Origin of the sequence: Nocardia amikacinitolerans, from assembly GCF_900215415.1 — a bacterium.
GTDB lineage: Bacteria > Actinomycetota > Actinomycetes > Mycobacteriales > Mycobacteriaceae > Nocardia > Nocardia amikacinitolerans.
The window spans coordinates 1,196,461-1,223,176 of record NZ_OBEG01000001.1 but is presented as its reverse complement, the minus strand read 5'-3'; the positions used below and the strand labels follow the sequence as shown (position 1 = coordinate 1,223,176).

Below are 26,716 nucleotides of genomic sequence, written 5' to 3'. Positions count from 1 at the left end.
TTCGGTGTTCGAATTGACAACAGCTGAACAGGAATTGCTGCCTTCCGATGACGATGTCGAGTTCTATCAGCAGCACGGCTGGTTCATCGCACCACGATTGTTCACCGACGAAGCGGTCGACGATGCGTTGGCCGCGTTGGAAGCGCATCACCGCAGGGAGCGTGATTACGTACTGCCAGGTGCGATCGACGAACTCTACGACTGGGCCCCCGGTGCGGTGCACCAGATCCGGTTCAACGACTATGTGGCGCTGACGAATCGCCGCCTCCGCGATTTCATGCTGCAGCCGATAGTCGCGGCGATCGCGGCCCGGTTGGCGCAAACGAGCCAGATCAGATTGTGGCAGAGCAGCATTGTGTACAAGCAACCACAGGCCGGAGACGGCGATACCACAATCGGTTGGCACACCGACCGCGCCTACTGGCGTAGCTGTACCTCGACGAAAATGCTGACCGCATGGATCGCTTTGCAGGACTGTGACGAGGACATGGGACCCGTGGTGATGATCGACGGAAGCCACCGCTGGCCGGATACGGAGGCCGTTCGCGCTCTCAGATTCGGTCGAACTTTTTTCGGCGCCGATCCGGCGCTGTTGCAGGACCGGCTCGAACGTACCGGTATGCCACTTCGATTCGTGCCCTTGTTGTTGCGCAAGGGGCAAGTCAGTTTTCACAACTGCCTGACGGTGCACGGCAGCGGCGCCAATCTGAGTAAGCGGGCCAGGATCGGTGCAGCGGTCGACATGCAGGATCACCTGAACCGCTACCAACGGGTTTACGACGAAGCAGGTGAATTGCAGTCGTATGCCAACGATCGGATGTGCCGCAAGCTGCCGAATGGGGACGTCGACTACAGCGATCCCACGATTTGTCCAGTGCTGTGGGATGCGTGACGCGCCATCGCCGTATCCGTACGGATGTACCGTTTCGAGAAGAGGTCTCATGTTCGAGTTGTCAACTGCGGAACAAGGGTTGCTGCCGTCCGACGACGATGTCGAGTTCTACCAGCAGCACGGGTGGTTCGTCACCCCACGATTGTTCACCGACGAAGAAGTGGACGCCGCGTCAGCTGCCTTGGCGGCACACCACCGAGGTGAGCGCGACCGGAAGTTGCCGATCGTGCTCGACGAAATGGACGACTGGACCGTGGGATCGGCCCATCGGATCCGATTCAACGACCACGTCGCGCTGACCAACGACAGTCTCGGCAGCTTCATGCTGCAGCCGGTAATCGGTGCGATCGCGGCGCGGCTGGCGCAGACCAGCCAGATCAGGCTTTGGTTGAGCAGCTTGATCTACAAGCCCCCGCGCACGGAAGTCACTCTCGAATGGCATGCCGACCGTGTTCATTGGCACACGTGTACCTCCACCAAGATGCTGAGTGCGTGGATCGCTCTGCAGGACTGTGATGAGAACATGGGGCCAGTGGTGATGATCGATGGGAGTCATCGATGGCCGGATACCGAGCAAATTCGCGCGGTTCGCTACAACGACACCTTCTTTTGTGGCCCCGACCCGGCGAAGGCGGAGAGGCTTCTCGAGAGCACCGGAATGCCGATTCGTCGCGTGCCGCTCCTGTTACGCAAAGGACAGGTGAGTTTCCACAGCTGCATGACGATTCACGGTAGCGGCTCGAATCTGAGTGACCTTGCGAGAGTAGGGCTGATCGTGCACATGCAGGATGCCGCGAACCGATACCAACGGGTTTACGACGAAAATGGGAAACTGCAGTCACATGTCAACGATCGGTTGTGTGGCAGGCTGCCGAACGGGGACGTCGACTACAGCGATCCCAAGATTTGTCCAGTCCTTTGGGGACATGACTGAATCCCCCTCCGGTGAGCCCGGAGGCCTGCTGAGGTCGGGCGCGTGGCCGGATGATGTGCGGCGAGCAGGCGAGGAGCGTGTTCTCTTCGTCGCGACGGTCATCGACGGTGGGGTGGAAGCGGTGCTGGAGGTGCTGATCCGGGGGCTGGAGGAGCGTGGTGTGCGGTGTGGCGTGTATGCGCCGCAGGGCAGCCCTGGCCGGGTCGGGACGTTGTGTGCGCTCGGCGGGTGGATCGGGTCGCCCGCGCCGGTGGCGGCACGGCTCGCGCGGGGGGAATTCACGGTGGTGCACGCGACATCGGCGTGCCCGACCTGGCCTGGTCTGGGGTCGCTGCTGCGGTGGGCGTCGCTGTTCGCGGGGACGGTGGTGACCGCGCACGTCAGCACCCCGACCGATGTGACCGAGGTGCGGTTCGACGAATACACAGCGGTGTCGGCAGAGGCGGCCGCGGCCCTGATCACGCGCACAGCGACTTCGCCTCAGGTGATCGCGAATGCTCCGGACGTGGCGGTGTGCACGCCGGGGCCCGGTCGGGCGGGTCCGCGTCCGCAGCTGCTGTGGGTCGGGCGCGCGGTGGATACCGACTGGCCGTCCAAAGGCATCCACGGGCTGTTGTATCTGGTGGCGGCCGGTGTACTGGCGGATTTCGAGGTCGTGATCATCGACATCGAGGACAATGCGGAGACACTGGGGCTCGACGATTGGTTGGCAGGGCGGGTGGACTACCGGCCCGGCTTGCGTTCGAAAGCCGCTCTGGTGCAGTGCTATCGGGATGTGGCCGCCGGTGGCGGCGCGCTCATCTCCACCTCGCGGTTCGAGGGGCATCCGATGGTGATGCTCGAGGCGATGGCCTCGGGCTGTCCGGTGATCGTGCCCGACAGTCCCGGCTTCGGCATGGTCACCGACGGGGTGACCGGGCTGAAATACCGTCGGCGCGAGGCATTCTCCGATATTCCCCGTTGTTTGCGCGAGCTCGGCGATACGCGGATCCGGGAAAGGATCGTCGCGGGCGCGCTGGCCTCGGTCGCCGGAGACGGGCACCCGGACCGGATGGTCGAGGCCTATCTGCGGGTGTACCGGTCGCTGCCGCCACGATCGTTCGGGCATCGAGCCAGGGGCGTGCTGGAACTGGCTCGGGGGTTGGTGTGGCATCGACGATCGGGTGGTGATCTCGGCTTTTGGACGCAGCCTCGCGGATCGAGTAAGCGGCCTATCAAGCTCCCGGAACGTACTCGGTGTGTGGGACAGCTTTTGCCCACAGCGCGTCGCGCACGGTAATTGCGCGCGCGACTTCGACCGGATCGTGCGTCAGGCCGTAGCCCACGAAATCCTCGTCGTCGAACAATGTCCAGGCAAGCGTGTCATCGTCGATCAGGCACCACTCGTCCGCGGTGTAGTCCTCGGGCTTCAACCAATGACGAGGGAGCCAGCGAATATCCTCACCGTGTGCCTGGTTGCGCCCGGTTACCGCGTGGAGAAAACGGATGTATTCGGTCAAGGGTTCGGTGACTACCCGGACACGCTGCATCGCGACTCCTCTAGCGGTGGTCGCGTCACTCAGGTCCTCCCATTCCTTCCATAGGGTCGGGTAGTCGTCCGGGTCCAGCGGCACCAGCCCCGCCTGATAGCGACGCATCGGTTCGTGCTCGTCGCTCACGATATGTTCGTCTTCTCTCTCGAATTGAAAGGCGCGATACCGAGCCTGGCCGAACAGAGAAGCGATGTCGGACCGGGGAAGAAAGAACATAGTGGCGCCCTTCCGAAATCTCAAAACTGATCTGTCGACATTCTGCATCTTTCGGATAGTCTGTCAGCCACCCGTGTCATGAAACCTCGGCCACTGATCGGCTGATAATTCGGCTGGAGGCCCGGCAGCACTTCGACGACCGACGCTTCGAACGGATGAAGCGTATAGAGCACAGTGACCCGGGGCGCGGCCCGCTGAGCAGGGTCGCGTGGCACGCTGACGCGGTGGGTGCAGGCACGGAAGCGATCGCCACTGATAAACCTCAGCCATTCACCACTGATCACGACAAGAGAATCGGCTGGAGTGTGGACCCTGCTCCAAGCCTTGCTGCGCGGGCTGTACACCTGCAGCCCTTCGATAGGGCTACCCAGCATCAGACTGATGAGTCCGTAGTCCTCGTGAGCGAGAACGCGAGCCGGCGAGGCAAGGCTCCCGGCGGCAGTGCTGATGGGCGGGTAGTGATTGATCCTCAGCACATCGTTCGTGGGGAAGATCTTCTCGTCATAAAGCGAAGGATCGACATCGAGATATCGGAGCAGTGCTCTGCCGAGCCGCGGGGTCAGTTCCTCGCACGCCTGCCAAAACCTTCTGAATTCGGCTTCGAATTTCGCGTCCGGCCAGTGGTCGAGCGCCTTGTCCCCATCTTCCCCTGGAATTCGGAAGGCAGATCTATCGAATTCCCACGCTTCTACCGCATGGGGTAGCGAAGGCATGCATTCCTGGAGCGGCACGTACCCCAGATAATAGGGCTCACCATAGGCGCAGTCCGGTGAGACGAACCTCATTTTCTGCTGATCGGGTGTCGTCGTGAAAATGTTCAGCGCGTGTGTATCGATGGCCTGAAGCTCTTCGGCGCCGATACCGTGGTTGATCAGAATCGCGATCCCGACGTCCTCCATGGCGGTACCTAGGAGGTTGACGAAGCGATCTCGTCCCGCCGAGCTGCCCTGCAGATCCACCATGTCGCAGACTTGTGGCCGGAAATCGTCGTCGAAATTGTCGCCGGGGCTCTCGATGAGCGTGTACCCGGAATAGTCGAGATCCTCGTATACCCCTCCGAAGTTGGATACCGTATCGTCGGCTTCTTTGTTGCTCACGTCGTGACCCCTGTCGGACGATGATATCCAAGCGAAAATATCGGAGCGGTGCCTGATATTGATGACGCGGATCTGCGGTGTATTCAACATCGCATCACCACAGCTGCGCTGTCAATAGTCGCTGATCAAGGCGGCGTTCGCGTCGCGATAGGGAACTCTCTCTACGCGTGTACAGTGCGGCTTTCGGCGATCCGAGGGAGCCGCTCGAGTGTCAAGACCCATGGACCCCGGGTCCGGAAGTTCGGTTGCGCCACTGGCGATTTCGATACGCGGGGGCGGATTCCTGTGCGACACTTGGGATTCGAATCATGTATCGGTGGGTGGCCGCGGCGGTCGGTGGCGGAACCTCGGAACGAAAATCAGGTATTGCTCGCGGTGTCGGGAGTCTCGGCACCGCGCCCGCGAAGGCTCGAGGGTCGTCAGGTGCGGCAATGGCTTCGCGGGTCAACGACGACTGTGCAAAGGCGCGTGGCGATATGAGCATGACCGCGGACCGTCGGACATTTCTGAAGGGCACTGCGCTCGTCGCCACGACGGGAGCACTCGGCGCCTCGGCGCTGCTGTCGGCATGTGCGGGCGGATCCCGTGGAGCCCGACCGGTTGGCGACACTATCCGGTTCGGATTTCTGGCCGACATGCAAGTGCCCGACCCGGACATCTTCTACGAGGGCGAGGGTCTCCAGGTCACCCTGAGTGTCTACGAAGGTCTGGTCGCCTACAAACCCGATTCGCCCGAAATCGGGCCCGCCCTTGCCGAGTCGTGGACGACCACCGACGACGGCCTCACCTACACGTTCAAGCTACGTCCGGGTGTCACCTTCCACGACGGCACGCCCATGACGGCCGCGACGATCATCGAGAGTTTTCACCGGCGTGCCGCCGTCAACCAAGCGCCGGCCTACCTGGTCGCCGACGTGGCATCGATGTCCGCGCCCGACGACACCACGCTCGTTATCGAGCTCCCGCATCCTGTGGAGCCGTTCCTGGACTACCTCGCCTGCCCGTGGGGACTCAAGGCGGTCAGCCCGACCGCGGTGCGGACCCACGGCGTGAACGGAGATCTCGCGCAGGGTTGGTTGAGTACGCACGATGCGGGGACCGGGCCCTACCAGATCACGGAGTTCGTGCCGAGCAGTCACTACACGCTGACCGCTTACGACGGGTACTGGGGAACGAAACCGGAATTCACCTCGCTGCGCGTAGAGATCATTCCTGATATCACGACACAACGCCTTTTGCTCGAGCAGGGGCAGCTGGACATCGTCACCAAGGGGCTGCCGATCGCCGCGATCGAGGCGATGAAGACGAACTCGGCGTTGACCGTGGTGGAGCATCCGACGGCGTTCAAGTCGTCGATCTTCCTGAACTGGAAGAAGGGTGTGTTCTCCGATCGCGAGTTCCGCCAGGCGATGCGCTCGGCGGTGGACGTTCCCGCGCTCATCGAGCCGGCGTACGGCTCGACGGCCTCGCGATCCACCCAGTTCTACCCGGCCGGAGTGTTGCCCGAGGGCGCTGCCCCGGACGCGCCCGACCATGATGTCGCCCCTCTGAAGGCGCTGATCGCGAAGCTGCGGGACAGTGACAAACAGATCGACCTCGCCTACGACGAGGCAGGCGGAGCGACCGATGCCCGCGTCACCGAGCTACTACAGACACAGTTGGCAGCGCTGGGATTCACTGCCACGGTGCGGGCCATGCCCACCTCGCAGGTGTTCGCACTGCATTCGACGCCTATCGGACAGCAACCGCACATGCTGATCCACGGGTCCGGCGGTGACGCGCTCAACGCCGACACCACACTGCGGATCTTCTTCCGCACGGGCGTGTCGCCGATCAACTGGTTCAACTATTCGAACACCGCTCTCGACGCCGTCATGGACGCGGGGCAGCGATCCCGCAGCAAAGCGGACGCACAAGTGCAGTGGGTCAAGGGCGCTGAGATAGTGATGGATCAGGCGTGGGTTGTCAACCTCTACGACATCAGAGACGTCATTGTGACCAACTCCGGCATCGGCCAGATCGTGCATACGCTGCTCGGCTTGGGAATGGTGCCCATCAACCTGCTCCGGAAGGTGAAAGCGAGGTGAAGCGCTCCTTGAACGGCGCGGCTCGCGCGGACGAAGGCGGCAAGTCGGCCGCCACACGCACGCCCCGTGCACGTGTGAGCGACCTCCATGTGGTGTTTCGCCGCCGAAGCGTCGCGTTACATGCGGTCCGGGGCGTCAGCATCGAGATCGCCGCCGGAGAGATCCTCGCGCTCGTGGGCGAGTCCGGCTCCGGCAAAAGTGTCTTGGGGCTGAGCCTGCTCGGGCTCCCGGTCGGCGATCCGCCTGCCGTCGTAACCGGACGGGCCGAGGTGTGTGGCGTCGACATGGTTACCGCCCCGCGTGCCGAGCGACGCAAGATCCGTCGCGCCCACCTGGGTGCGGTGTTTCAAAATCCGATGACGTCGTTGAATCCGACGATGCGAATCGGCGACCAGGTGCGGGAAGTCGCCGGCTCGACCGCGGCGGCAGTCCAGCTGCTCGACCTGGTCGGCGTCCCGCAGGCCGGCCGCAGGCTGCGGGCGTACCCACACGAGCTTTCCGCGGGATTGCGGCAACGGGTCATGATCGCGATCGCGATCGCGGCAGAGCCGGACCTGATCATTGCCGACGAACCGACGTCGGCGCTGGACGTCACAGTGCAGGCGCAGATTCTGGCGTTGCTTTCCGACCTGCGGGCGGAGCTCGGTTGCTCGGTGCTGCTGATCACTCACGACATCGGCGTCGCCGCGGAGGTCGCCGACCGTGTCGCGGTCATGTACGGGGGGCGCCTCGTCGAGATCGGCGCCACGACCGACGTCCTCGCCGCCCCCTCTCATCCCTACACGGTCGGCCTCTTGGGTTCGCGGCTCGATCTCGGTCTGCCGTTGGGCCATCGAATACCGGTGCTGACCGGTATGCCACCGGATCCCCGTGACCCCCCGCCGGGTTGTCCGTTCGCTCCGCGTTGCTCGCTTCGCACCGACGAATGCGATCGGTCGCTGATCCCCCTGACACCGGCTGCCACACACTCCGGTCGCGCGGCGTGCATCCTCCCGGCGGAGGTCGACCGGACCCACGCGCGCGGGCCGACTCTCGCATTCCCGCCGCTGGTCATCCCGGTCCGTTCGCGACCTGCCGTGCGTTGCGTCGAAGTCGGCAAGGGCTTCCGAATTCGCAACCGTCTGGGCGGGCGCGAGATGTTGCCGGTGCTGCGCAACCTCGACCTGCGGGTGGAAGCGGGCGAGGCCGTCGCGGTGGTGGGGGAGTCCGGGTCGGGCAAATCGACACTGCTGCGGATGATGGCGGGATTGGAGAAACCGGACAGCGGTGTCGTCGAGGTGTCCGGATCATCGACGCAGATGATCTTCCAAGACGTCAGCGCGTCGCTGACACCGTGGCTGACCGTCGGCCGACAGGTCGGCGAACGGCTGCCGCGGACGCTCGACCAGGCCAGTCGCCGCGCTCAGGTCATCGCAGCGCTCGAACGCGTCGGGCTTCCGGCAGCCGTCGCCGACCTACGTGCCGACAGCTTGTCGACAGGGCAGCGCCAGCGCGTCGCGTTCGCGCGGGCGACGATCGTTGTTCCCGCGGTGTTGCTGTGCGACGAGCCGACCTCGGCGTTGGACGCGCCGCTGGCGGCGTCGACGTTGAACTTGATTCAGACACTGCGGCGCGAGTTCGGGCTGACGGTCGTCTTCGTCACCCACGATCTGGCCGCGGCGCGTTTCATCGCCGACCGCGTCGCGGTGATGTATCGCGGCGAGATCGTGGAGATCGGTGCCGCCGAGGAGGTGGCATTCGCACCGTCGCACCCCTACAGCAAGGCGTTGCTGGCTGCGGTGCCGAATCCCAGGAGCGCACCGGTACAGCAGCGCACCAAGCCGACGGGCGCGACGAACGTTCCGTCGACGGCGCCCGACACGACCAGTGGCGCGGGCAGCGAATCGGCGGCCGCGTCAGTAACGCCACGCCGACGCGCGAAACCGGGTGATGTGATCACCCTGTGTGTGCTGGCGACGCTGATCGTCGTCATGCTCGGCGCGCCGTGGATTGCCCCCTACGACCCCGATCTACCGGTCGGGCCTCCGACTTCCCCACCGAACGCGGCGCATTGGCTCGGTACCGACGAGGTCGGGCGCGACATCCTGAGCCGTGTCCTGATCGGCATGCGCTCCAGCTGGTGGGGTGCCCTCGGCGTGATCGCGTCCGGAGTCGCCCTGGGCGGCGCCGTTGGGCTCGTCGCAGGCGCCCTCGGCGGATTCGTCGACCGGATCCTCATGCGCGTCACCGATATCTTCATCGCCCTGCCTGCAGCCTTGCTCGCGATCGCCGTCGTAGCCGCGATCGGGCCGTCGTATGTGCATACGCTGTCGGCGGTGGCACTCGTCTGGTGGCCGCTGTACGCACGAGTCGTGCGGGGCGAGGTGACCAGGCTCCGATCGCTGCCGCACATCGACGCCGCGCGACTGTCCGGTGCCGGCCGATTGAGGCTCGGCTGGTTGCACCTGCTACCCGGCGCGTGGCCGCCGACCATTATCGCGGCCAGCCTCGATGTCGGCGCGTTGATCCTGATGCTGTCCGGCCTTTCCTTCGTCGGGCTCGGCGCTCCCGCGCCGGCTCCCGAGTTGGGTGCGATGTGTTCGAGGGGCTTGCCCTACCTCCTCGATTCCTGGTGGGTGCCGATCATGCCCGCGATCGGGCTCTTCGTACTCGCCACGATCGCGAACCTCGCTGGTGACGTACTCCGCGACCGCCTCACCGATCGCTGACCGCACTCCGCCATTGCCCCCTTCTTCCACCGCGAGGGAGACTTCGATGCTCAAAGTCATAGCCCGGCGCTGCGGTGCGACCGTCCTCGTGCTGCTCGCGCTCGCTGCGGTGGTGTTCGTGCTGCGGCAAGTCTCTCCAGTCGATCCGGCCCGAGCATTCGTCGGCGACAGGGCGTCCGCCGAGGTCGTCGAGCGAGCACGGCACGACCTCGGCCTCGATCGGCCGATGCCGGTGCAGTATGTCGACTACGTCGAGAAGGCGGCCACCGGCGACTTCGGACAGTCCGCGGTGACTCGCCGACCGGTCAGCTCCGATATCGCCGACTTCCTGCCCGCTACAGCGGAACTGGTCATCTGTGGATTCGTGCTGGCCGTGCTGCTCGGCTTGCTGCTCGGAGCGGCGACAGCACTGCGGTGGCCGGGTTCGGGCGCCCTGCGATTCGTGCTGATCGGCGGATCGTCGATGCCGATATTCCTCGCGGCATTGCTCGGAATCCTGTTGTTCTACAAAGAACTCGGGGTTCTGCCCGCTCGCGGACGCAGCTCCTACGGTGACGCGCCCAGCGGACCGACCGGGTTCTTGCTCGTCGACTCGCTGCTCGCGGGGCGACCAAGCGTATTCGTTGATGCCGTCGAGCACTTGATTCTTCCCGTCGTGTGCTTGTCCATGGTGCCAGCGGTCGCCATCGGCCGTGCGCTCCGTAGCAGCCTGCAGCACACGCTTCGCTCGGATTTCGTTCGCACTGCCCGCGTCAAAGGCATGACCGAGCTACGGGTCGTCGTCAAACACGCGCTGCGGAATTCGGTGAACTCGACTCTGTCGATCGCGGGCATGCAGGTTGCCGCCATGTTCGGCGCCGATATTCTGCTGGAGCTGATCTTCGCCTGGCCCGGCATCGGCCTCTACACCGCGCAAGCCATCAAAGCCGGCGACTACACCACCATCGCCGGGATCACCCTGACACTCGGCGCGATCTACGTCCTGACGAACTTCCTCGTCGACCTCGGCCAAGCACTCGCCGATCCCAGGACCCCTGATGATTGACGGGCGCTCACCATGACGCCGCGGGTCGGGTCGCCATCACCGCCGACGCGAACGTGCTCGATTCCGCGGTATCTGCGCCTCGCCGCTGGCCAGCGATACGCTGGCGGTGTCGGAAGGTGAGCGCATGGTGCCCGGTGACCGTGCCCGGTGGTTCGCGGACGACTGATGGTCGACGAGGATCCGCTGCGGACCAGTCGCGACGTGAATATGCCCGTCGCGGTGGAATTGAGCGCGTCCGGTTTCGAGGATGCCGAGGAGATCGGGCACGGCGGTTTCGGTGTCGTGTTTCGGTGCACGCAGGGGGAGCTGGACCGCACGGTGGCGGTGAAGGTGCTGACCGGGGAACTGGACGCCGAGAATCGGGCGCGGTTCTTCCGTGAGCAGAAGGCGATGGGCCGGTTGACCGGGCATCCGAACATCGTGACGGTGTTGCAGGTGGGGGAGACCGCGAGTGGGCGGCCGTATCTGGTGATGCCGTATCACCCGTTGGATTCGCTGGACGCGTCGATTCGTCGGGAAGGACCGTTGTCGATCGAGCAGGCGTTGGCGCTGGGTGTCAAGATCGCGGGTGCGCTGGAGAGCGCGCATCGGTTGGGGATCCTGCATCGGGATGTGAAGCCGGGCAATATTCTGCTGACCGAGTACGGGGAGCCGGCGTTGACCGACTTCGGCATCGCCCGCATTGCCGGGGGGTTCCACACCGCCACGGGAGTGGTGACCGCATCGCCCGCGTTCACCGCGCCCGAGGTTCTGGCGGGGGAGGCCGCGACACCTGCCGCGGATGTGTATGGGCTTGGCGCGACGCTGTTCTCGGCGTTGACGGGGCACGCGGCGTTCGAGCGGCGCAGCGGTGAGCAGGTGGTGGCGCAGTTCTTGCGGATCACCAGCCAGCCGGTACCGGACCTGCGGGAGGGTGGCATTCCGGAGGATGTGGCGGCGGTGGTGGAGTTGGCGATGAGCCGGGATCCGCAGGCGCGACCGTCGGCGCAGGGGTTGGGCGAGGCGCTGCGGCAGGTGCAGCGCGACCACGGATACCAGGTCGGCGAGATGGCCCTGCGTGGGCGACCGATCGCCGCGCACGAGCCACGCGCCGAGACGTCGCCGAAGCCGGAATCGTCCCCACCGCAACGGGTTCGGGGCCGCGGCAGCACCGGCGAGCTGCCGCTCGAGCTGACCAGTTTCATCGACCGCCGCACCGAGATGGCCGAGCTCGAGAGCCTGTTGTCGGTGTCGCGGCTGGTGACGCTGGCGGGGATCGGTGGCGTCGGTAAGACACGGCTGGCGTTGCGAGCAGCGTCGACCGTCCGACGCGATTTCGCCGACGGTGTCTTTCTGATCGAGCTCGCCGACGTGACCGATCCGGCGTTGCTGATCGATGTGGTGGCGGGCGGTCTCGGCTTGCGGGACGACGCGGCGCGGCCGATGCGGGAAGTCCTTGTCGAATTCCTGTGTTCGCGGGAAGCGCTCCTGGTTCTGGACAACGGCGAGCAGGTCGTGGACGCCTTGGCGGATTTGGTCGAAAGCCTGTTGCAGGCGTGTGCGAGCCTGCGAGTCCTGGTAACCACGCGGGAGCCGCTGGACATCGCCGGGGAAGCGGTGCTGCGGGTGCCGCCGCTGACCGTTCCGAGCCACGACGGTGCGCCGACGCTGCGGGGACTGCCTCGATACGACGCGGTGACGTTGTTCGCCGAGCGTGCCGCGGCGGTGGTGCCCGGTTTCGAGATCACCGAGAAGAACATGGCCGCGGTGGCGGGGATCTGCGCCCGGCTGGATGGGTTGCCGCTGGCGATCGAGCTCGCTGCGGCGCGGATACGCACGATGTCGCCCGAGCAGATCATGGCGCGGCTGACCGACCGCTACGCGCTGCTGACCCGTGGCAGCCGCAGTGCGCCGCAGCGGCAGCAGACGCTGCGGTGGTGCATCGACTGGAGTTACCAGTTGTGCACGCCGGTCGAGCAACGACTGTGGGCTCGGTTGTCCGTGTTCGCCGGCGGCTTCGACATCGACGCGGTCGAGCCGGTCTGCGGCGCGGAGTTGGGCGAGGAGAGTGCCCTGGACGCGCTGTCTTCGCTGGTCGACAAGTCGATTGTGCTCCGCCAGGAGCTCGACGGTGCCGTGCGGTTCCGACTGTTGGAGACGGTGCGCGACTACGGGCGCGAGCAGCTGCGCGAGGTCGGCGAAGACCGGGATCTGCGTCGGCGGCACCGCGACTGGTACCAGCGGCTGGCGCTGGACGCCGAAGCCGGGTGGATCAGTGAACGGCAACCCGACTTGCTGGCTCGGCTCGAACGCGAGCAACTGAACCTGCGCGAAGCACTCGAATTCTGCCTGTCCGACGACAGCCCCGAGTCGGGCGAGGCCGGGCTGCGCACGGTCACCGCTTTGTGGCTGTTCTGGAGCTTTCGGGGTCTGTACGGAGAAGGTCGACGGTGGATCGAGCGCGTCCTCGCCCACCCCGGCGCTCGCTCGCTACCCGACCGGATCCGGGTGGTGAATGTCGGCACCGTGATGGCCGCGGAGCAACAGGACTTTCACACGGCGGAGGCATTGCTGGAGCAGGCTCGCGCGCTCGCCGAACGCGACCCTGCTCCACTGCATCGGGCTCTCGTCGCCTCCGCCGATGGCGTTCTATCGCTGTATCGGGGCGAGCCCGCTCGCGCGGTCTCCTGTTTCGAAGGTGCGGTCGAGGTGTTCGGTTCGGACCCCAGCGGACATCTCCATGTAGCGGCGTTGATGACGCTCGGCTGGGCGCACGCGGCTCGCGGAGATACCCGGAAAGCGATCGAGAACCTCGAGCAGGTCCTGTCCATCACCGAGTCGAGCGGCGAATCGTTGTTCCGGTCGACCACGCTGTGGGGATTGGGAATCTGCGCATGGCAGCAGGGCGAAAGGTCTCGCGCGCAGGACGTACTGCATCAATCGCTGCGGGTGAACCGGTCTGTCCGCAGCCCGGTCGTCGCGGTCCTCGATCTCGAGGGAATGGCCTGGATCATCGCCGAGGAGAACGCTGAGCGGGCGGCGGTTCTGATGGGTGCCGCGGAAAGTCTGTCACGGTCGAGCTCAGGGTCTTCGATCTTCTTCCCACAACTGTCCCTGTCGCACGACGAGTGCGACAGCATGGTGCGTCGCGCGCTCGGCGAGCGAAGATTCGACGTGGCCTTCCGGCGTGGGCGGGCCATGACGATGAATGTCGCGGTCGCCTACGCACTCGCCGAGCAGCCGAGCGAGGGAATGCCTACGACAGGCGATGGCGGGAAGCTGACCAAGCGCGAACGGCAGGTCGCGGAACTGGTTGCCCAAGGACTCACCAACAAGCAGATCGCCACCACCTTGGTGATCTCCCAGCGCACCGCCGAAGGCCATGTCGAACACATCCTGACCAAGCTCGGTTTCACCTCCCGCGCCCAGATCGCGGCCTGGTTCGTGGACCGGGCCCATCAGGGGGTTTCCTGAGCCGGGGCTACCCGGAGTTCGAGCGCGGTTCCGCGTTCGGAACGCGGTCTCGATGGCACGCCCAGTGCACTTGGCTCCTGGTACGGCGGATGGCTCCGTGCGGTCGTGGCGAACCTGGGACGGATGGCGATCGCGCTCGTGCCGCGCCGGATGCGAGTAGCTCCGGGCGCGGTTCAGGCCGCGGCCAACGGCCCGAGCACCCGATGTCGCGTAGGTGGTGCCGACAACTGCGGCCGGGTGAGCGTTCCCGACCCTGCCACACTCGGGTGCAACTGACATCGAGTCCAATTTTGCAGGCGAATCTCACGCTGATTCGCCGGGCATTCAGGCCGAATCGGCCGCCGGGATGACCCGAGGGCTTGACCCGAGTGGACGGTTCGATGCCGCAGCGCGCCATCGTATGTGAGGACATTCATGCCTCTGAACTGGATGTATGTGCCAGGCTCCGGTGTAGACAGGCGCTCGGCACTCGAAACCGACCGATGCGTCGCTCGCGAAAAGTGTGATTGACATTACTTCGCCGCTACTCCACACTGTTCCCACCAAACTGAACTTGGCGTCAAGTTCTATTCCACTCGATCTCGATCAGTGGGACACATCTCGACCAGGAGTACGCGCATGACCGCACCACCACTGGAACCAGCCGGCCCCGGCCAAACCCCCCTCGCGCCGGCCGCCGAACGCGGGCGAGCCCATCGCAAACTCCTCGCCGCCGGTCTGATCGGCAGCTCCATCGAGTGGTACGACTTCTTCCTCTACGGGACTGCGGCCGCGCTGGTGTTTCCGCACGTGTTCTTCCCGGACAGCTCCGCGCTGATGGGCACGCTGCTGTCGTTCAGCACGTTCTGGGCGGGTTTCGTGGCCCGTCCGCTCGGCGGCGTGCTCGCCGGGCACTTCGGCGACAAGTACGGACGCAAGCCCGCCGTCGTCACCTGCCTGCTCGGCATGGGCTTGGCGACCTTCCTCATCGGCTGTCTGCCGAGCACGAGCGCGATCGGGGTCGCGGCGCCGATCCTGTTGGTCGCCTTGCGATTCGTGCAGGGCATCGCCTGCGGTGGACAGTGGGGCGGCATCGTGTTGCTGCTCACCGAATCCGCGAGCCCGAAAAGACGAGGATTCGCTGGGACTTTCGGACAGATGGGTGTCCCGCTCGGCGTAGTCCTCGGCAATCTGGTATTCCTGGTCGCGACCTCAGCCCTCTCCGCTGAGGCGTTCCTGAGCTGGGGCTGGCGGGTGCCGTTCTGGTGCAGCGCACTGCTTTTCCCGGTTGTGCTCTACATCCAGACCAAGGTCGAGGACACGCCCGAATTTCGGGACTTGCAGCGGGAAGTGGCCGAGAAGCGCCCCGCCCGGGTCGCCCAAGCCCCGCTGTCAGAGGCGGTCCGGCTGCACTGGCGCAAGATCCTGCTCGGCTGCGGCCTGCTCGCCGCCACCAATACCGCCTTCTACATCAGCATCGCCGGCGTGCTCAGCTACGGCACACACGAGCTCGGCATGAAGCGAAACGACATCTTGACCGTCTCGCTGGTCGCCTCCCTGTTCGGCTGCGCGGTGATCCTCTGGTCGGGCCATCGATCCGACCGAGTGGGGCGCAGACCGCTCATCCTCGTCGGCGGAATCGGTCTCGCGGCCTGGGCCTTCCCGTATTTCTTGCTGGTCGACACCGGGAAACTGCCGATGTTCTTCATCGCCATCGCCGTCGGCACGATCTTGCAATCGTTGACCTATGGTCCGCTGGCGGCTTTCCTCGGCGAGCTGTTCGAGCCTCGACTGCGCTACTCGGGTGCGTCCCTGGCCTATCAACTGGCCGCGATCACCGTCAGCGGAGGCACGCCGTTCATCATGACGGCGCTGATCGCCAATACGGGTGGAACCACGCTCGTCTCGGCGTATTTGGCGCTGATGGGCTTGGTCACCGTCTTCAGCGCCTGGCTACTGCGGGAAACCAATCCCGCCGAGGTCCGCGCGGATCCTGACGCCGTCCCCGGCGAACAGCTCTACGCCTGAACCAGTTCGGGTGCGAGGGCAGCGACAAGCCGACAGCTGTCGCCGAATCCGGCGCCCGCGTCATCGAATAGCGACCGCCAACCCATCGAGATAACGATCCGAGAGTAGAGATTCATGAAAGTTCGCAAGTCCGTCGCGTCCGCCGCGATCGGTGTCGCCGCTCTGACAGTGTGCGCAGGCACTGTCCACGCCGAGCCCCTGAGCGTGGACGTCGCACCCGGCGTCAACTACACCGCCTACCAGGACGGGAACACAGCGGTGATCACCGTCGACGCCGGCCAGTTGATCGTCGACAAGGGCAGGTTCCAGATTCGCGCCGACGACGGCACGGTACTTGCCGGCGTGCCACTCGAATTCAACGTCAACAACGTCGCCTTTCCCATCGACGTGCAGATCGACAAGCACACCGCCCGCCTGACGCCGTCCCTCGATCCCGCTCGCGCCGAGGCGAAACCGGTGGCACTGCCGTTCCAGGACCAGGCCCCGTGGAAGACGCCGTACGACCGCGAGGTCGCCGCGTTCTCCCGAATGGCGGCAACGATCACGGTCGCCGGTGTGGTGGGTGGTCTGGTCGGGGCGGTCGGCGCCGGAGTGATCGGCTGCCTCGTCGGCGGGGTCACGCTGGCCGCGGCGACCAGCCCGCTCGCGATGATGTTCGGCGCGGGTCCGGTCGTCGGCTGCCTCATCGGCGCGGGTGCGCTGGCGCCCGTCGGCGCCCTCACCGGCGCCCTCTTCGTCGGCGCCCCGGTCGCGACAGCAGCGGTGATCCAGTACTTCACCACGATCAACGAACCGTTCCCGGTGAAGTAGCGATCCGGCCCGCGCGGCGTTTCCGAGTGGTCCACGGTCGGCGACCGTGGACCACTCATCGCTCAAAGCAGGCCAACCAGGTCGTTCTTCCGCTCCGGCCCCGGTCACATTCGATTCGCGAGGGAATCCCACTATGGTCAACGTCTTCGATCCCGTTCGCCGCCGCGCCGAAATGGCTCCCGACAGTGTCGCGTTGCGGTCCGAGCGGATCGAGTGGAGCTATCGGCAATTGGACAGATCGAGTTCGCGGTTCGCGGGAGCGTTGGCGACAGCGGGGCTGCGAGCGGGCGACCGGGTGCTGCTGGCCGCGCCGTCGGTGCCGGAATTCGCCGTGGCCTACCTGGGTATCCAGATCGCCGGCGGTGTTGTCGTGCCGGTGAACACGATGTCGACTCGCGCCGAGATCGAGTACTTCCTCACCGATGCCGAGTGTTCGCTCGCCGTCGTATGGCACGGCCTCGGGCCTGCGGTAGCCGAGGCCGCCGAGCGCTTGGGTATTCCGTTGTGGTTGTTGGCGCCTGGCGCGCAGGTAGCCGCGGAACCGGCCGAATGTGCCGACCGCGATCCGGGGGAAACCGCTGCCATTCTGTACACCTCCGGTACCACCGGGCGACCCAAGGGCGCTCAGTTGACGGTCGGCAATCTGCTCGCGGGCGGGGAGATCGGGGCGCTGGCCAGTCGCGGCACCGAGGCCGATCGCACCGGGACCGGCCTGCCGCTGTTCCACGTCTTCGGACAGTCGGCGGTGATGATGCCGTGTTTCACTGCCGGAGGGTCGCTGTCGCTGCTGGCCCGTTTCGATCCGGTCGCCATGCTCGGGATGATCCGGCGCGACCGGCTGACCATCGTCGCGGGGGTGCCGACAATGTGGAATGCCATGCTGCACGCGGCCGATGCGGCGGATCGCGCGGATTTCGCACAGTTGCGCGTCGCGATCTCCGGCGGCGCATCACTACCCGGTGAGATCGCCCGCGACTTCGAGAAGAAGTTCGGTTGCACGATCCTCGAGGGCTATGGGCTGACCGAGACCACCGGGTTCGGCACGTTCAACGATCTCGATCGCGGGGCGAAGATCGGATACTCCGGACGCGCCGTCCCCCGGCTGCGGGTCGAGGTGCGCGATCCTGACTCGAATGTGTGCCCGCCGGGCCAGATCGGCGAGGTATTCATCCAGGGAGACACCGTGATGAAGGGATATTGGCGAAGGCCCGAGGCGACCGCCGACGTGCTGTCCGCGGACGGCTGGTTCCGCACCGGGGATCTGGGCGAATTCGATGGCGACCGTGATCTGCGCATCGTCGACCGCGTCAAAGATCTGATCATCCGGGGCGGCTACAACGTCTATCCGGCCGAGGTCGAGGAGGTTCTCTATGAGCACCCCGACGTCGTCGAGGCGGCGGTCGTCGGGGTGCCGGACGCTCATTACGGTGAGGAAATCGCCGCGCTCATCGTCACCACGCCTGGCTCGGCGCTGGATGCCGACGATGTCTCCCGATGGACTCGGGAACGCCTCTCGGCATACAAGATTCCGCGCATCATTCGGTTCACCGATGCCCTCCCCAAGGGTGCGACGGGCAAGATCCTCAAACGGGCCATCGATCGGGAATCATTGCGTGAATCGACGCGGTAGAACTGCTCGCCGCGATCACACCGGCGGCGCGCGGTGGACGACACCGATGCCACGCACCCACAGGGTGGACAGGGTCGCGGCGGCCGCGTCGGCGTCGATATCGACATCGGCCTTGGCCCACTGATAACAGAATTCACGCACCATGCCGCACAGCGCCGTCGCCGCATAGTTGGCGTCGATGTCGAGAGCGGCCAGGCGGTTGTCCTGCAGCCGGATGATCATCTTTTCGGCCCGGTCGATGAACAGATCGATCTCGGCTTGACGAAGCTCCTCGATGTCGGGGTTGAGGCCGGCGACCTCGCCCCACATGAGCATCAGGCGTTGGTGATCACGGAAGGCGAGGACGTAGGCGCGTACCGCCGATTCGATCGCTTCGGCGGCGGTCCGGGGCTGAGTGCCGAGCCGCGAGCGCACCTTGGCGCGCATATCGGTGATGAGATTCAGCACCACCGCGTGGAATATCGCTTCCTTCGACTCGAAATAGACATAAAAGGTCCCGTGCGCGACCCCGGCCTCCGCGACGATGTCGGCGACCCGGGTCTCCACATACCCGAGTCGTGCGAAGACGAGCTCGGCGACCTCGACCAATCTGGCCCGAGTTCGTTCACCCCGCGGCGTCAACGCCGGCGCTTGCTTACCACCCCTGGTGTTCACCGATTGCGACACACCACCATCGTCGCAAATCACGCCCCGCCGCAACGCCGACGGGCCAGTGGCAACGACGAAAAGGCCTACGGGAGCCGGTCGCCGGGCGCCACGTCGATCGCGGTCCGGTAGACCACGGGGCGCGGCGTGACCTCGAGCGCGGGTCGTCGAGCACCGTTTGATCGACTGCCACTCCGGGCCGGTTCGTGCCGAGTCCAAGGCGGTGCCGCTGGCCCATCCCGCCACATTGGTGAATGTCAGCTCGGCCTTGTCGCTGACCGCCTGAAGTATGCGCGCGGATGAACGCCGACGCGGACGCCATGCACCGCGCGTTGTCCTTTCAGCGGCCGAGGAATCGATCCTTTTGCGACATAGGCACAGAGAAGAAAAGTGCGCCGAAACGCCATGATCGGGTTCGTCGACGAACTCGAAGAACGCGGACTGGTCCGCCGAGCGAAGCATCCATCGGCCGATGCGACCATGCGGTCTATCTGACTTTCTGACCGCTCACGCTGCCAGGGCACTCGCTGCCACCGATCGGCGTAGGTCCCAAAGCGTTTCCCCGGCAACTCGAGCGGATCGTCTGGGTCGCCTGGCGGAATGTGCAGCGACTTCAGTGGGCGTCCGTTCGAGCGATTTCCTTGCGCAAGGCGATGAAGTCATGGCCGGTTGGCGTGACTTCGACCCAGTCGGACAAATTGTCTCCTTCTGGGGGTATCTGCGCGACCGATCGAACATCTATGTATCCGACATCGCGCAGGTATCGCAGTTCACGGTCGAGCGCCTTCCCCATCACGTATTGGCCGAACCTACCGCTGCCCAGCTTTGCGAGGTTGTGCCACATCGGTTCCGACATCGATGACAAGAAGGCCCGTGCGACACGCTCGTTCAAGTCGCTTACCTCGCTCTCGATCTGCCCGATCTTCTCGTCGGTCTCGGCTTTCGCTTCTTGCAGTCGATCCTTCGTTTCCGCCAAACCGGTTGTCGTCGCCACGATGGTCGTCTTGAATGCCCTGAACTCGGAGGGGTCGATCTCGTTCTCACCCAGCTTGAGTTTGGGGAAGCGGCCGATCAGGGTGGTGATCGCGAAGTATGCGCCGATCGCCAGCAACGCTGCTGTACCGACCTGATTCTCGGTCGTGAATACCGCGACGGCCCCTGTGCAAGCTGCAAAGACTGCTACGGTGCCGCTCAACCAGCGCATCAGAGCCGAAGACTCCAGGTTCTCTGCGGTCGCCTCGACCTCAGCGGAGCCAGAAGGCGATGGCGTAGCCATGCGCGAGCCTCCAATGGTTGCGGGGCTCCTTCCCACGAACACCGGCGTCCGGTCGAGAAGTAGCCACGGCTTCCTCTCCTACCTGCTCGGATGACGCGCAATGTCGTTGATCGCGTGCGAACAGCTTCGGAATCTGGCAGCGACTGGCTGACGGAGCAGGGTTTCGATGAGCCGCGAGGCGGCGGTCTTGGTTGTGATCGAAGGTTATCGGGCGCCGCTGCAGCCGTAGCGAGTAGTTTGCTACTCGACTTTGGTGTAGCAGTGTGGAGGGTGAATCAGACGCGGGTTCGCCGGTGGCAATTGCTCGACGAGGCCCAGCCCGAGTTCATTCACCGCAGTAACCACGGCTGTGCTCGCATCCCGACCACTCCGCAGGATTCCGACCGGCCGACCGGCCACCTCGGACGCGTCGGCTTCGATCGCGGTCTTGCTCAGCGATAGCGGTCAAGAGTGGCAGCCAGCGGTCTGACCCCAGCTCGGGGATGCACTTCGCGAGCCGTCGGGTGCGAGGTCGAGTAGACCGGTACTCTTCACGGCTCGCTACGGGCGATCGAGAATTGCCGCGTCGGGTTGCGGAGCGCACACATGGGGCAGTGCCCGGCGAGACTCCACAGCACAGCGTCCAAGGAGGGCGCGATGGTCCATCAGTTCGTACCAGACGAATCCGCTGCCAAAGGCGGCGATGCCGCTGAGATCAGTGGTCGCATTCAACCGGCCACCTTGCGGATCGTGATCGTGTCACCGATCCGGCTGTACCGTGACGGGCTGGCTGCGGTACTGCTGGCGCTCGATGACGTCGGTGACGTTCGAGCGTGCGAGCGGTCGCTGGACGGTATCGACTCGGCGCGGCGAATGGATGCGGACGTGGTCCTGCTGGACATGTCGGCGGTGACCAGCACAGCGGCCGCACGGCTGTTCACCCGGGAACTGCCCGGGGTGAGCGTCGTAGCGCTGGCGCTGCCGGAAACCGAGCAATCGGTGGTCGCCTGCGCAGAAGCCGGCATCGTGGGTTACGTACCCAGAGAAGGCACCCTTGACGACCTGATTGCGGCGGTGCGGCATACGGTGATCGGCGAGACGTTGTGCCCGCCGATGATTGCCGGCGGGCTGATGCGCCGGGTTGCGACGTTGGCCGGCGACCAGCGACCACACCGGGCACGGTTCCGCCTGACTGCACGCGAGCGGGAGATCGCCGATCAGATCGCGCTCGGTCTCAGCAATCGCGCGATAGCCGACCGGCTGGGCATCGAGTTGTGCACCGTCAAGAATCATGTGCACAACATCCTCGACAAGCTCGGCGCGATGCAGCGTGCTGATGTCGCTCGCTTCCTCATGGATGGTTGAAGCTCTCTTTGGCAGCCGCCGACGAAACGTTTGACTACCCGATCCGGATCGGGTTCAACGAAAGACAGATCCGGCGATTCATTGCTACGGAAGGGCGCCTGGAGTGTTACTTGGTCCGATGGCGTCGGTAGGCGGCGTCGGTTTCGAGGTACCGATGAACGACAAAACTGGGACGACCGTAGCGCTGGTCGCATGCTCGGGAGTCATCGGCGACCTGATCCGCAGCTGTTCAGGAGCTCATGCCGATCTGGCGGTGGTCGAGGATGGCGGGGGCTCCCACGGCCGAAGCTTGAACAGATCGGTGGACGGATCATGCGCCCAGCGGGTTCCGGTGCACGCGTGTCGGGGTCGGCTCGAGCTGTAGATACACCCGGACGCCCTGTGTGGCGTGCAAATATTCGTCGAGAATAGGGGAAGAAACGATGACACTGATGAGCACCCTAAAAAGTGGCGGTGGTCCAGATGGCGCAGGCATCAAGACAGGTAGCGCGGTCCGTATTGGGCCAATGGATCCGCTAGCGGAAGCCGACGTTGCCGCCGGAGGCAGAGCGGTGCGCGGTAGCGCGCAAGATATGTACTTCTTTACCTCTATCGAGGACTTTCCTCCCGGTATCGGTGACCTCTCTCTCACACATGACGATACTGGGGGATTTTACAACTATGTAAAACAATTCAATACACCCAACGGCTGGTATCGTGACGGTTCGGTAGGCCAGTGGATCTACCAGGAAACGTTCGACAATTATCTTGACGACTATGGTTTCGACTCCGCACGAGTCGTCTACCACTCGGGACACGGTGACATGTCCGCCGCCGGAGTATTTTCAATCCCCGTAGGGAACGACTGGGGCGGAGATCATTGGACTTCGTCGAATGACATGCGGCTGGGCAACGAATACGCCCGGTACGTATTCTGGTCGACCTGTCTGTCGCTGCGGGTAAAGGGTGGCCACACGCCGATACGCACCTGGGCGGCGGCGAATCTCGGATTGAGGATGATCTTCGGCTACGAAACAGTCAGTGTCGACGACGGTCGCTACGGCCGTCTGTTCTTCGAGGAGTGGAATAAGAACAAGTCGTTGAGCTCGGCGTTCCTAGATGCGTCGTGGCGGATCAGCTCGAGGCAGGAGCCCTCGGTCGTGGCCTGCGGTGCGACGCAAAGCGAGGCGTCGGGCCGCGCCTTCAATGAGCGGTTCTTTGAGGGGACACCGGCCAACACCTCGTGGTGGTGGTGGCGGTGGTATGACGCCGCTCGAATGCGTTCTCCCAATCTTCGCCTTCCAGCGCGGCTTGTTTCAGCACGGCTGGCGCCGCCACTCGAGTCGATTCGGGGGCTCGCCGACCGTTTTGGCCTGTCCCTTCCTGGCGACGCCGGCGCAGGAGATCTGCAACGGGGTGCGTCCTTTGAGGGCAGCTCCAACCTGCGGCTCGCGATCGGGCCGGACGGGTCGCGTGAGATTGCCCTTGCGGAGACGTCGGATTCCCCGCAGCAATTGGCAGCTGCCGAGGCCGTCCGAGTCGCCAGGGGAGCGGTCGAAGAGTACGGGCTCGCTGACGAGATCGATCTGATACTCGACCACACGAGGTTCGACAGACAGGCTGGAGGCAGTGCAGATGATCTGATCGACGAGTCGGTTCGCGAAACGACGGTCGTCTTCACCCAGGTCATCGACTCGCTGCCCGTGGTGACACCGGGCAGCGGGTTCTTGCAGGTTCGCGTGGACAACGAGGGCACGGTCACCGGGATTGCGGACACGACCCTGCGGGTCGCGGACTTGCGGGATCACCCGCCGTCACCGCCGGATCCTAACGCTCGCAGGCGTGATTCGTCGCCGCGGGAGAACACGGGCGATCCTTCCGGTGGGGCCGAGGTGACCGGACGGGACGGCACGATCGTCGACGAGCTGCTCGTGGGCGCGCTGCAGCATCGACTGCGCCGAGTCGCTGCGAGCGGGCGCGTCCCACAGGATGTTCGGGTCGTACCCAACTCCTCGGAGATCGGCTACGCACTTCGAGACGGCGATGCCGTCGTCGTCGCACGCCAAGAGGTTGAGGTCGATTTCGGACAGGGGTTGGCGAAACGGTACGTCGTAGAGGCGCCGGTGCTTGCGTGAGCCTGGATCCACGTGTGCCACGAACGATCGACTCCATCGAACTGAACTCCGGTGGTAGTCGGAGGGGTTGGGGGTTCGTCACCCAGCGTCTCCACAAATCACACAGGAACAAGTAGGGCACACGCGAGTTGCGTTTGCCCTACCTGCCGAATCATAGATATTTGGGCGACTGAATGGCGGTGATGCGCCGACCAATCGAGTTCTGCCCTCCACTCTACGGATAAGTGCAGCACGTGCGGACGATGCTCAGTCGGTTGTGCTCTGTTGCCAGTGTCGAGTCATCCGCGGAGCGCGGAACGAATTGGCGAATTGCAGGTAGCGGACTACTCACGATCAGGCTCCATTCGGCGCGCAAGATTCAACTCATCCAGTTACCGAGCACCATTGTGAGGTTGTCATGACGCGTCCCGAAGTGAGCTCCGAGGCTCAGTACAACTATGTCGACAAGACGAACGGCCACGGCGTGTCGTTCACCCCCAAACCGGACGAGGCCATGGTGACCTTCCAAGGGCTCGCCTCCGAGACGGCGATCAACGAAATCGTGGCGGCGGCACCTCTTCTGTCCGTCAGTCAGGGTTTCAATCTGGATCACGGTTTCGCCGCGGTCTACTTGGATCCGGCTGTGACAATGGATACCGCGGCGCGTTCGCTGGCGGAGCAACCCATCGTCGCCAACTCCATTCCCGTGATGATCGACGAGAACGGCGCATCCCGATACTTCCTGCCAGACGAGTTCACGGTGCAGTTCCGACACGAGATCGATTCGACCCGGGCCGAGGCAATCATCGAGGAAAATGGAGGCGCCGTTGTCGTCAGGCAACGCACTCCCGGCTACTACACGGTGGCAGTACCCGCTGGTCATGGGCTGTTCGAAACGATCCGCGAGTTCGCGGAACTCACCGAGGTGGCCTTCGCCGAGCCGAGTGAGGTGAGCTTCAACAGTGCCCTGGCCTACATTCCGGACGACCCAGATTTCGGTCGTCTCTGGGGGCTACGCAACACCGGCCAGACCGTGAACGGCACGGCAGGCACTGCTGGGGCCGATATCGCCATCGCGGATGCCTGGGATCTCACCCGCGGAGACCCGGACATCGTAATCGCGGTGATCGACACCGGTGCGGATTTGGATCACGACGATCTGCAGGCCAATATTCTCGATCGCGGGACCGAGGACTGGGACTTCTCCGACGCGGCCGACCGCGTGCCTGAGGACGAGAACAGCGGCAGCCACGGCACTCACGTGTGCGGCACAGTCGCGGCGGTGGATAACGCCGTTGGAGTGATCGGTGTCGCGCCGCGCTGTCGGCTGATGCCGCTGCGCATAAATTTGACCGCCGGACAGAATCAGAACCGTGCCGACGCCATCAACTACGTCTCCGCGCAGGCGACGGCACATCCGAACCGCCGTTACGTCATCAATTGCAGCTGGCGAATGAACGGTGACCATGCCGGAGTGCGGACCGCCATCGAAAACGCGGTCGACAACAATATTGTCGTGGTGTTCGCCGCAGGAAACGACGGCGTCAACACCGACACCTCGCCGCAGTTCCCCGGTGTGTATCCGCAAGTCATCGCCGTTGCTGCCCTCGACCAGCAGGACCGCAGGGGCACCTTCTCAGCGACCCAGTCGTCGAACTTCGGTACGAATGTCGACGTTGCCGCACCGGGTGTCAATATCTGGTCGACCACTCGGAACAACACCCACGGACTCCTCGGCGGTACCTCCATGGCCGCACCCCACGTGGCCGGTTTGGCTGCGTTGATCTGGTCTCGGAACACCGCCATGACCAACCAGCGGGTTCGTCAGATCATCGAAGAAAGCTGTGACAACATCGACGAGGTCAACCCGGGCTTTGTCGGCATGCTCGGTCGCGGCCGGATCAACGCACATGCCGCGGTCGACTTGGCTATCCAGACCGTGCGGGGTCGCTGCACGATTCAGCAGCGCAGCAACTATCGCTTCCTCGATGCCTACACGTCGCAGGGAGAAGACTTCGCTGCTGTCACCCGGCCCGCGCAGAACAACGACAGCCAACGCTGGATGCTCTTGCCGGTGGCGTCCGTCTACACCATCCAGCAAAAGAGCAGCGGCAGGTTTCTGGATGCCCACGAAACCTCCTCGCGCGATTTCGCCGCGGTCACCCGGCCCGCGCAGAACAACGACAGCCAGCGTTGGGTGTACTGGAGGATTCCCGGCGATGCCGATACGGCGACACTTCAGCAGGTGAGTACCGGTCGCTTCCTGGACGCCCACACCTCCGCGGACAACAACTTCGCGGTCGTGACCCGGCCCGCGCAGCACAACGACAGCCAGCGCTGGACCTCACTGTTTCAGGCCGGCGGCGGGTACACCGTTCAGCAGAAGAGCAGCCTCCGCTTCCTGGATGCCTACACTTCGGACGACAACGACTTCGCGGTCGTGACTCGGCCCGCGCAGCAGAACGACACGCAGCGCTGGGTGTATACGCACGTGGGTTTCGTGTACAGCATCCAGCACGTGCGCAACAACCGATTCCTCGACGCTCATGGAAATTCAGACAAGGACTTCGCGGTCGTGACCCGATCCGATCAGGACAACGACAGTCAGCGCTGGGTGCTTCTGCCTTTCAACAACGACACCTTCACTATCCAGCAGCTCAGCAGCCGCCGCTTCATCGATGCCCATCAGAGCACCGCGCGCGACTTCGCGGTGGTCACCCGGCCCGCCCAGAACAACGACACCCAGCGTTGGGTCATCCGAGAAGATCCGATATGACGCTCCCAGTCGACGCAAATCAGCGAGGACCGGCTTCCTCTTCGACTACGCAGCGCAATCGTGACCGAACGGGCGCGCGAGAATGCCGGTCCAGTCTTCGTCGATGTTTGGTTCACACTACGCATTCGACGCGCGCATCGCCCCACGATCTCAGGTAGTCGACTACCCGTG

Annotated in this window: 17 protein-coding genes; 13 read left to right on the top strand and 4 right to left on the bottom strand. The window is 64.5% G+C overall.

Annotated features, from left to right (window positions below; genetic code table 11):
• The first annotated feature begins 4 nt into the window (after positions 1-4).
• From CRP45_RS05835 to CRP45_RS34465, 3 genes are read left to right on the top strand one after another with little or no spacing between them, the layout of a single operon-like run.
• Complete coding sequence (locus CRP45_RS05835) at positions 5-892, top strand: phytanoyl-CoA dioxygenase family protein (protein WP_097244595.1); 888 nt, start codon at positions 5-7, stop codon at positions 890-892.
• Positions 893-941: 49 nt separating this feature from the next.
• A complete protein-coding gene (locus CRP45_RS05830; RefSeq protein WP_097244098.1) occupies positions 942-1,826 on the top strand; it encodes a phytanoyl-CoA dioxygenase family protein in 885 nt (294 codons plus the stop codon).
• On the top strand, positions 1,717-3,105 hold the full coding sequence (locus CRP45_RS34465; RefSeq protein ID WP_342746997.1) for a glycosyltransferase family 4 protein: 1,389 nt from the start codon (positions 1,717-1,719) through the stop codon (positions 3,103-3,105). Before CRP45_RS05830 ends, CRP45_RS34465 begins: the two co-directional genes overlap by 110 nt.
• On the opposite strand, the gene CRP45_RS05820 is transcribed toward CRP45_RS34465, so the two are convergent.
• Positions 3,041-3,574 carry a DUF6879 family protein gene (locus CRP45_RS05820; RefSeq protein WP_097244096.1) on the bottom strand — a complete coding sequence of 178 codons (534 nt, stop codon included), beginning with the start codon at positions 3,572-3,574 and terminating at the stop codon, positions 3,041-3,043. The two genes, CRP45_RS34465 and CRP45_RS05820, sit on opposite strands and share 65 nt — an antisense overlap.
• Positions 3,575-3,594: 20 nt before the next feature.
• A complete protein-coding gene (locus tag CRP45_RS05815; protein ID WP_097244594.1) occupies positions 3,595-4,671 on the bottom strand; it encodes a 2OG-Fe(II) oxygenase family protein in 1,077 nt (358 codons plus the stop codon).
• Positions 4,672-4,991: 320 nt separating this feature from the next.
• Here CRP45_RS05815 and CRP45_RS05810 point away from each other — a divergent pair, with 320 nt between their 5' ends.
• From CRP45_RS05810 to CRP45_RS05780, 7 genes are all read left to right on the top strand, one after another.
• Entirely contained in the window at positions 4,992-6,758 is a 1,767-nt protein-coding gene (locus tag CRP45_RS05810; RefSeq protein WP_218841083.1) for an ABC transporter substrate-binding protein, read from the top strand.
• A gap of 74 nt (positions 6,759-6,832) precedes the next feature.
• Positions 6,833-9,466 (top strand): oligopeptide/dipeptide ABC transporter ATP-binding protein, encoded by a 2,634-nt coding sequence (locus tag CRP45_RS05805; RefSeq protein WP_425436913.1) that lies wholly within the window; start codon positions 6,833-6,835, stop codon positions 9,464-9,466.
• A 46-nt stretch (positions 9,467-9,512) separates the two neighbouring features.
• Positions 9,513-10,511 carry an ABC transporter permease gene (locus CRP45_RS05800; protein WP_097244093.1) on the top strand — a complete coding sequence of 333 codons (999 nt, stop codon included), beginning with the start codon at positions 9,513-9,515 and terminating at the stop codon, positions 10,509-10,511.
• Between the two features lie 165 nt (positions 10,512-10,676).
• Positions 10,677-13,964 carry a protein kinase domain-containing protein gene (locus tag CRP45_RS05795; protein ID WP_097244593.1) on the top strand — a complete coding sequence of 1,096 codons (3,288 nt, stop codon included), beginning with the start codon at positions 10,677-10,679 and terminating at the stop codon, positions 13,962-13,964.
• Positions 13,965-14,582: 618 nt separating this feature from the next.
• The gene (locus CRP45_RS05790; RefSeq protein WP_097244092.1) at positions 14,583-15,971 is read left to right on the top strand and encodes an MFS transporter; all 1,389 of its coding nucleotides are present in this window, start codon (positions 14,583-14,585) and stop codon (positions 15,969-15,971) included.
• 114 nt (positions 15,972-16,085) lie between these two features.
• A complete protein-coding gene (locus tag CRP45_RS05785) occupies positions 16,086-16,781 on the top strand; it encodes a DUF8020 domain-containing protein (protein WP_097244091.1) in 696 nt (231 codons plus the stop codon).
• Between the two features lie 133 nt (positions 16,782-16,914).
• On the top strand, positions 16,915-18,411 hold the full coding sequence (locus CRP45_RS05780; protein ID WP_097244090.1) for an AMP-binding protein: 1,497 nt from the start codon (positions 16,915-16,917) through the stop codon (positions 18,409-18,411).
• Between the two features lie 15 nt (positions 18,412-18,426).
• Here CRP45_RS05780 and CRP45_RS05775 read toward each other — a convergent pair whose 3' ends face one another.
• Entirely contained in the window at positions 18,427-19,518 is a 1,092-nt protein-coding gene (locus CRP45_RS05775; protein ID WP_097244089.1) for a TetR/AcrR family transcriptional regulator, read from the bottom strand.
• 151 nt (positions 19,519-19,669) lie between these two features.
• Positions 19,670-20,332, bottom strand: coding sequence for a hypothetical protein (locus CRP45_RS05770; RefSeq protein WP_143861352.1), 663 nt, complete (start codon positions 20,330-20,332; stop codon positions 19,670-19,672).
• Positions 20,333-20,968: 636 nt separating this feature from the next.
• Here CRP45_RS05770 and CRP45_RS05765 point away from each other — a divergent pair.
• The 3 genes from CRP45_RS05765 (at position 20,969) to CRP45_RS05755 (ending at position 26,545) form a co-directional block, all read left to right on the top strand.
• A complete protein-coding gene (locus CRP45_RS05765) occupies positions 20,969-21,676 on the top strand; it encodes a LuxR C-terminal-related transcriptional regulator (RefSeq protein WP_179830767.1) in 708 nt (235 codons plus the stop codon).
• A 422-nt stretch (positions 21,677-22,098) separates the two neighbouring features.
• Complete coding sequence (locus CRP45_RS05760; RefSeq protein ID WP_143861351.1) at positions 22,099-23,790, top strand: DUF6345 domain-containing protein; 1,692 nt, start codon at positions 22,099-22,101, stop codon at positions 23,788-23,790.
• Between the two features lie 397 nt (positions 23,791-24,187).
• Entirely contained in the window at positions 24,188-26,545 is a 2,358-nt protein-coding gene (locus tag CRP45_RS05755; RefSeq protein ID WP_097244085.1) for a S8 family serine peptidase, read from the top strand.
• The last annotated feature ends 171 nt before the right edge of the window (positions 26,546-26,716 follow it).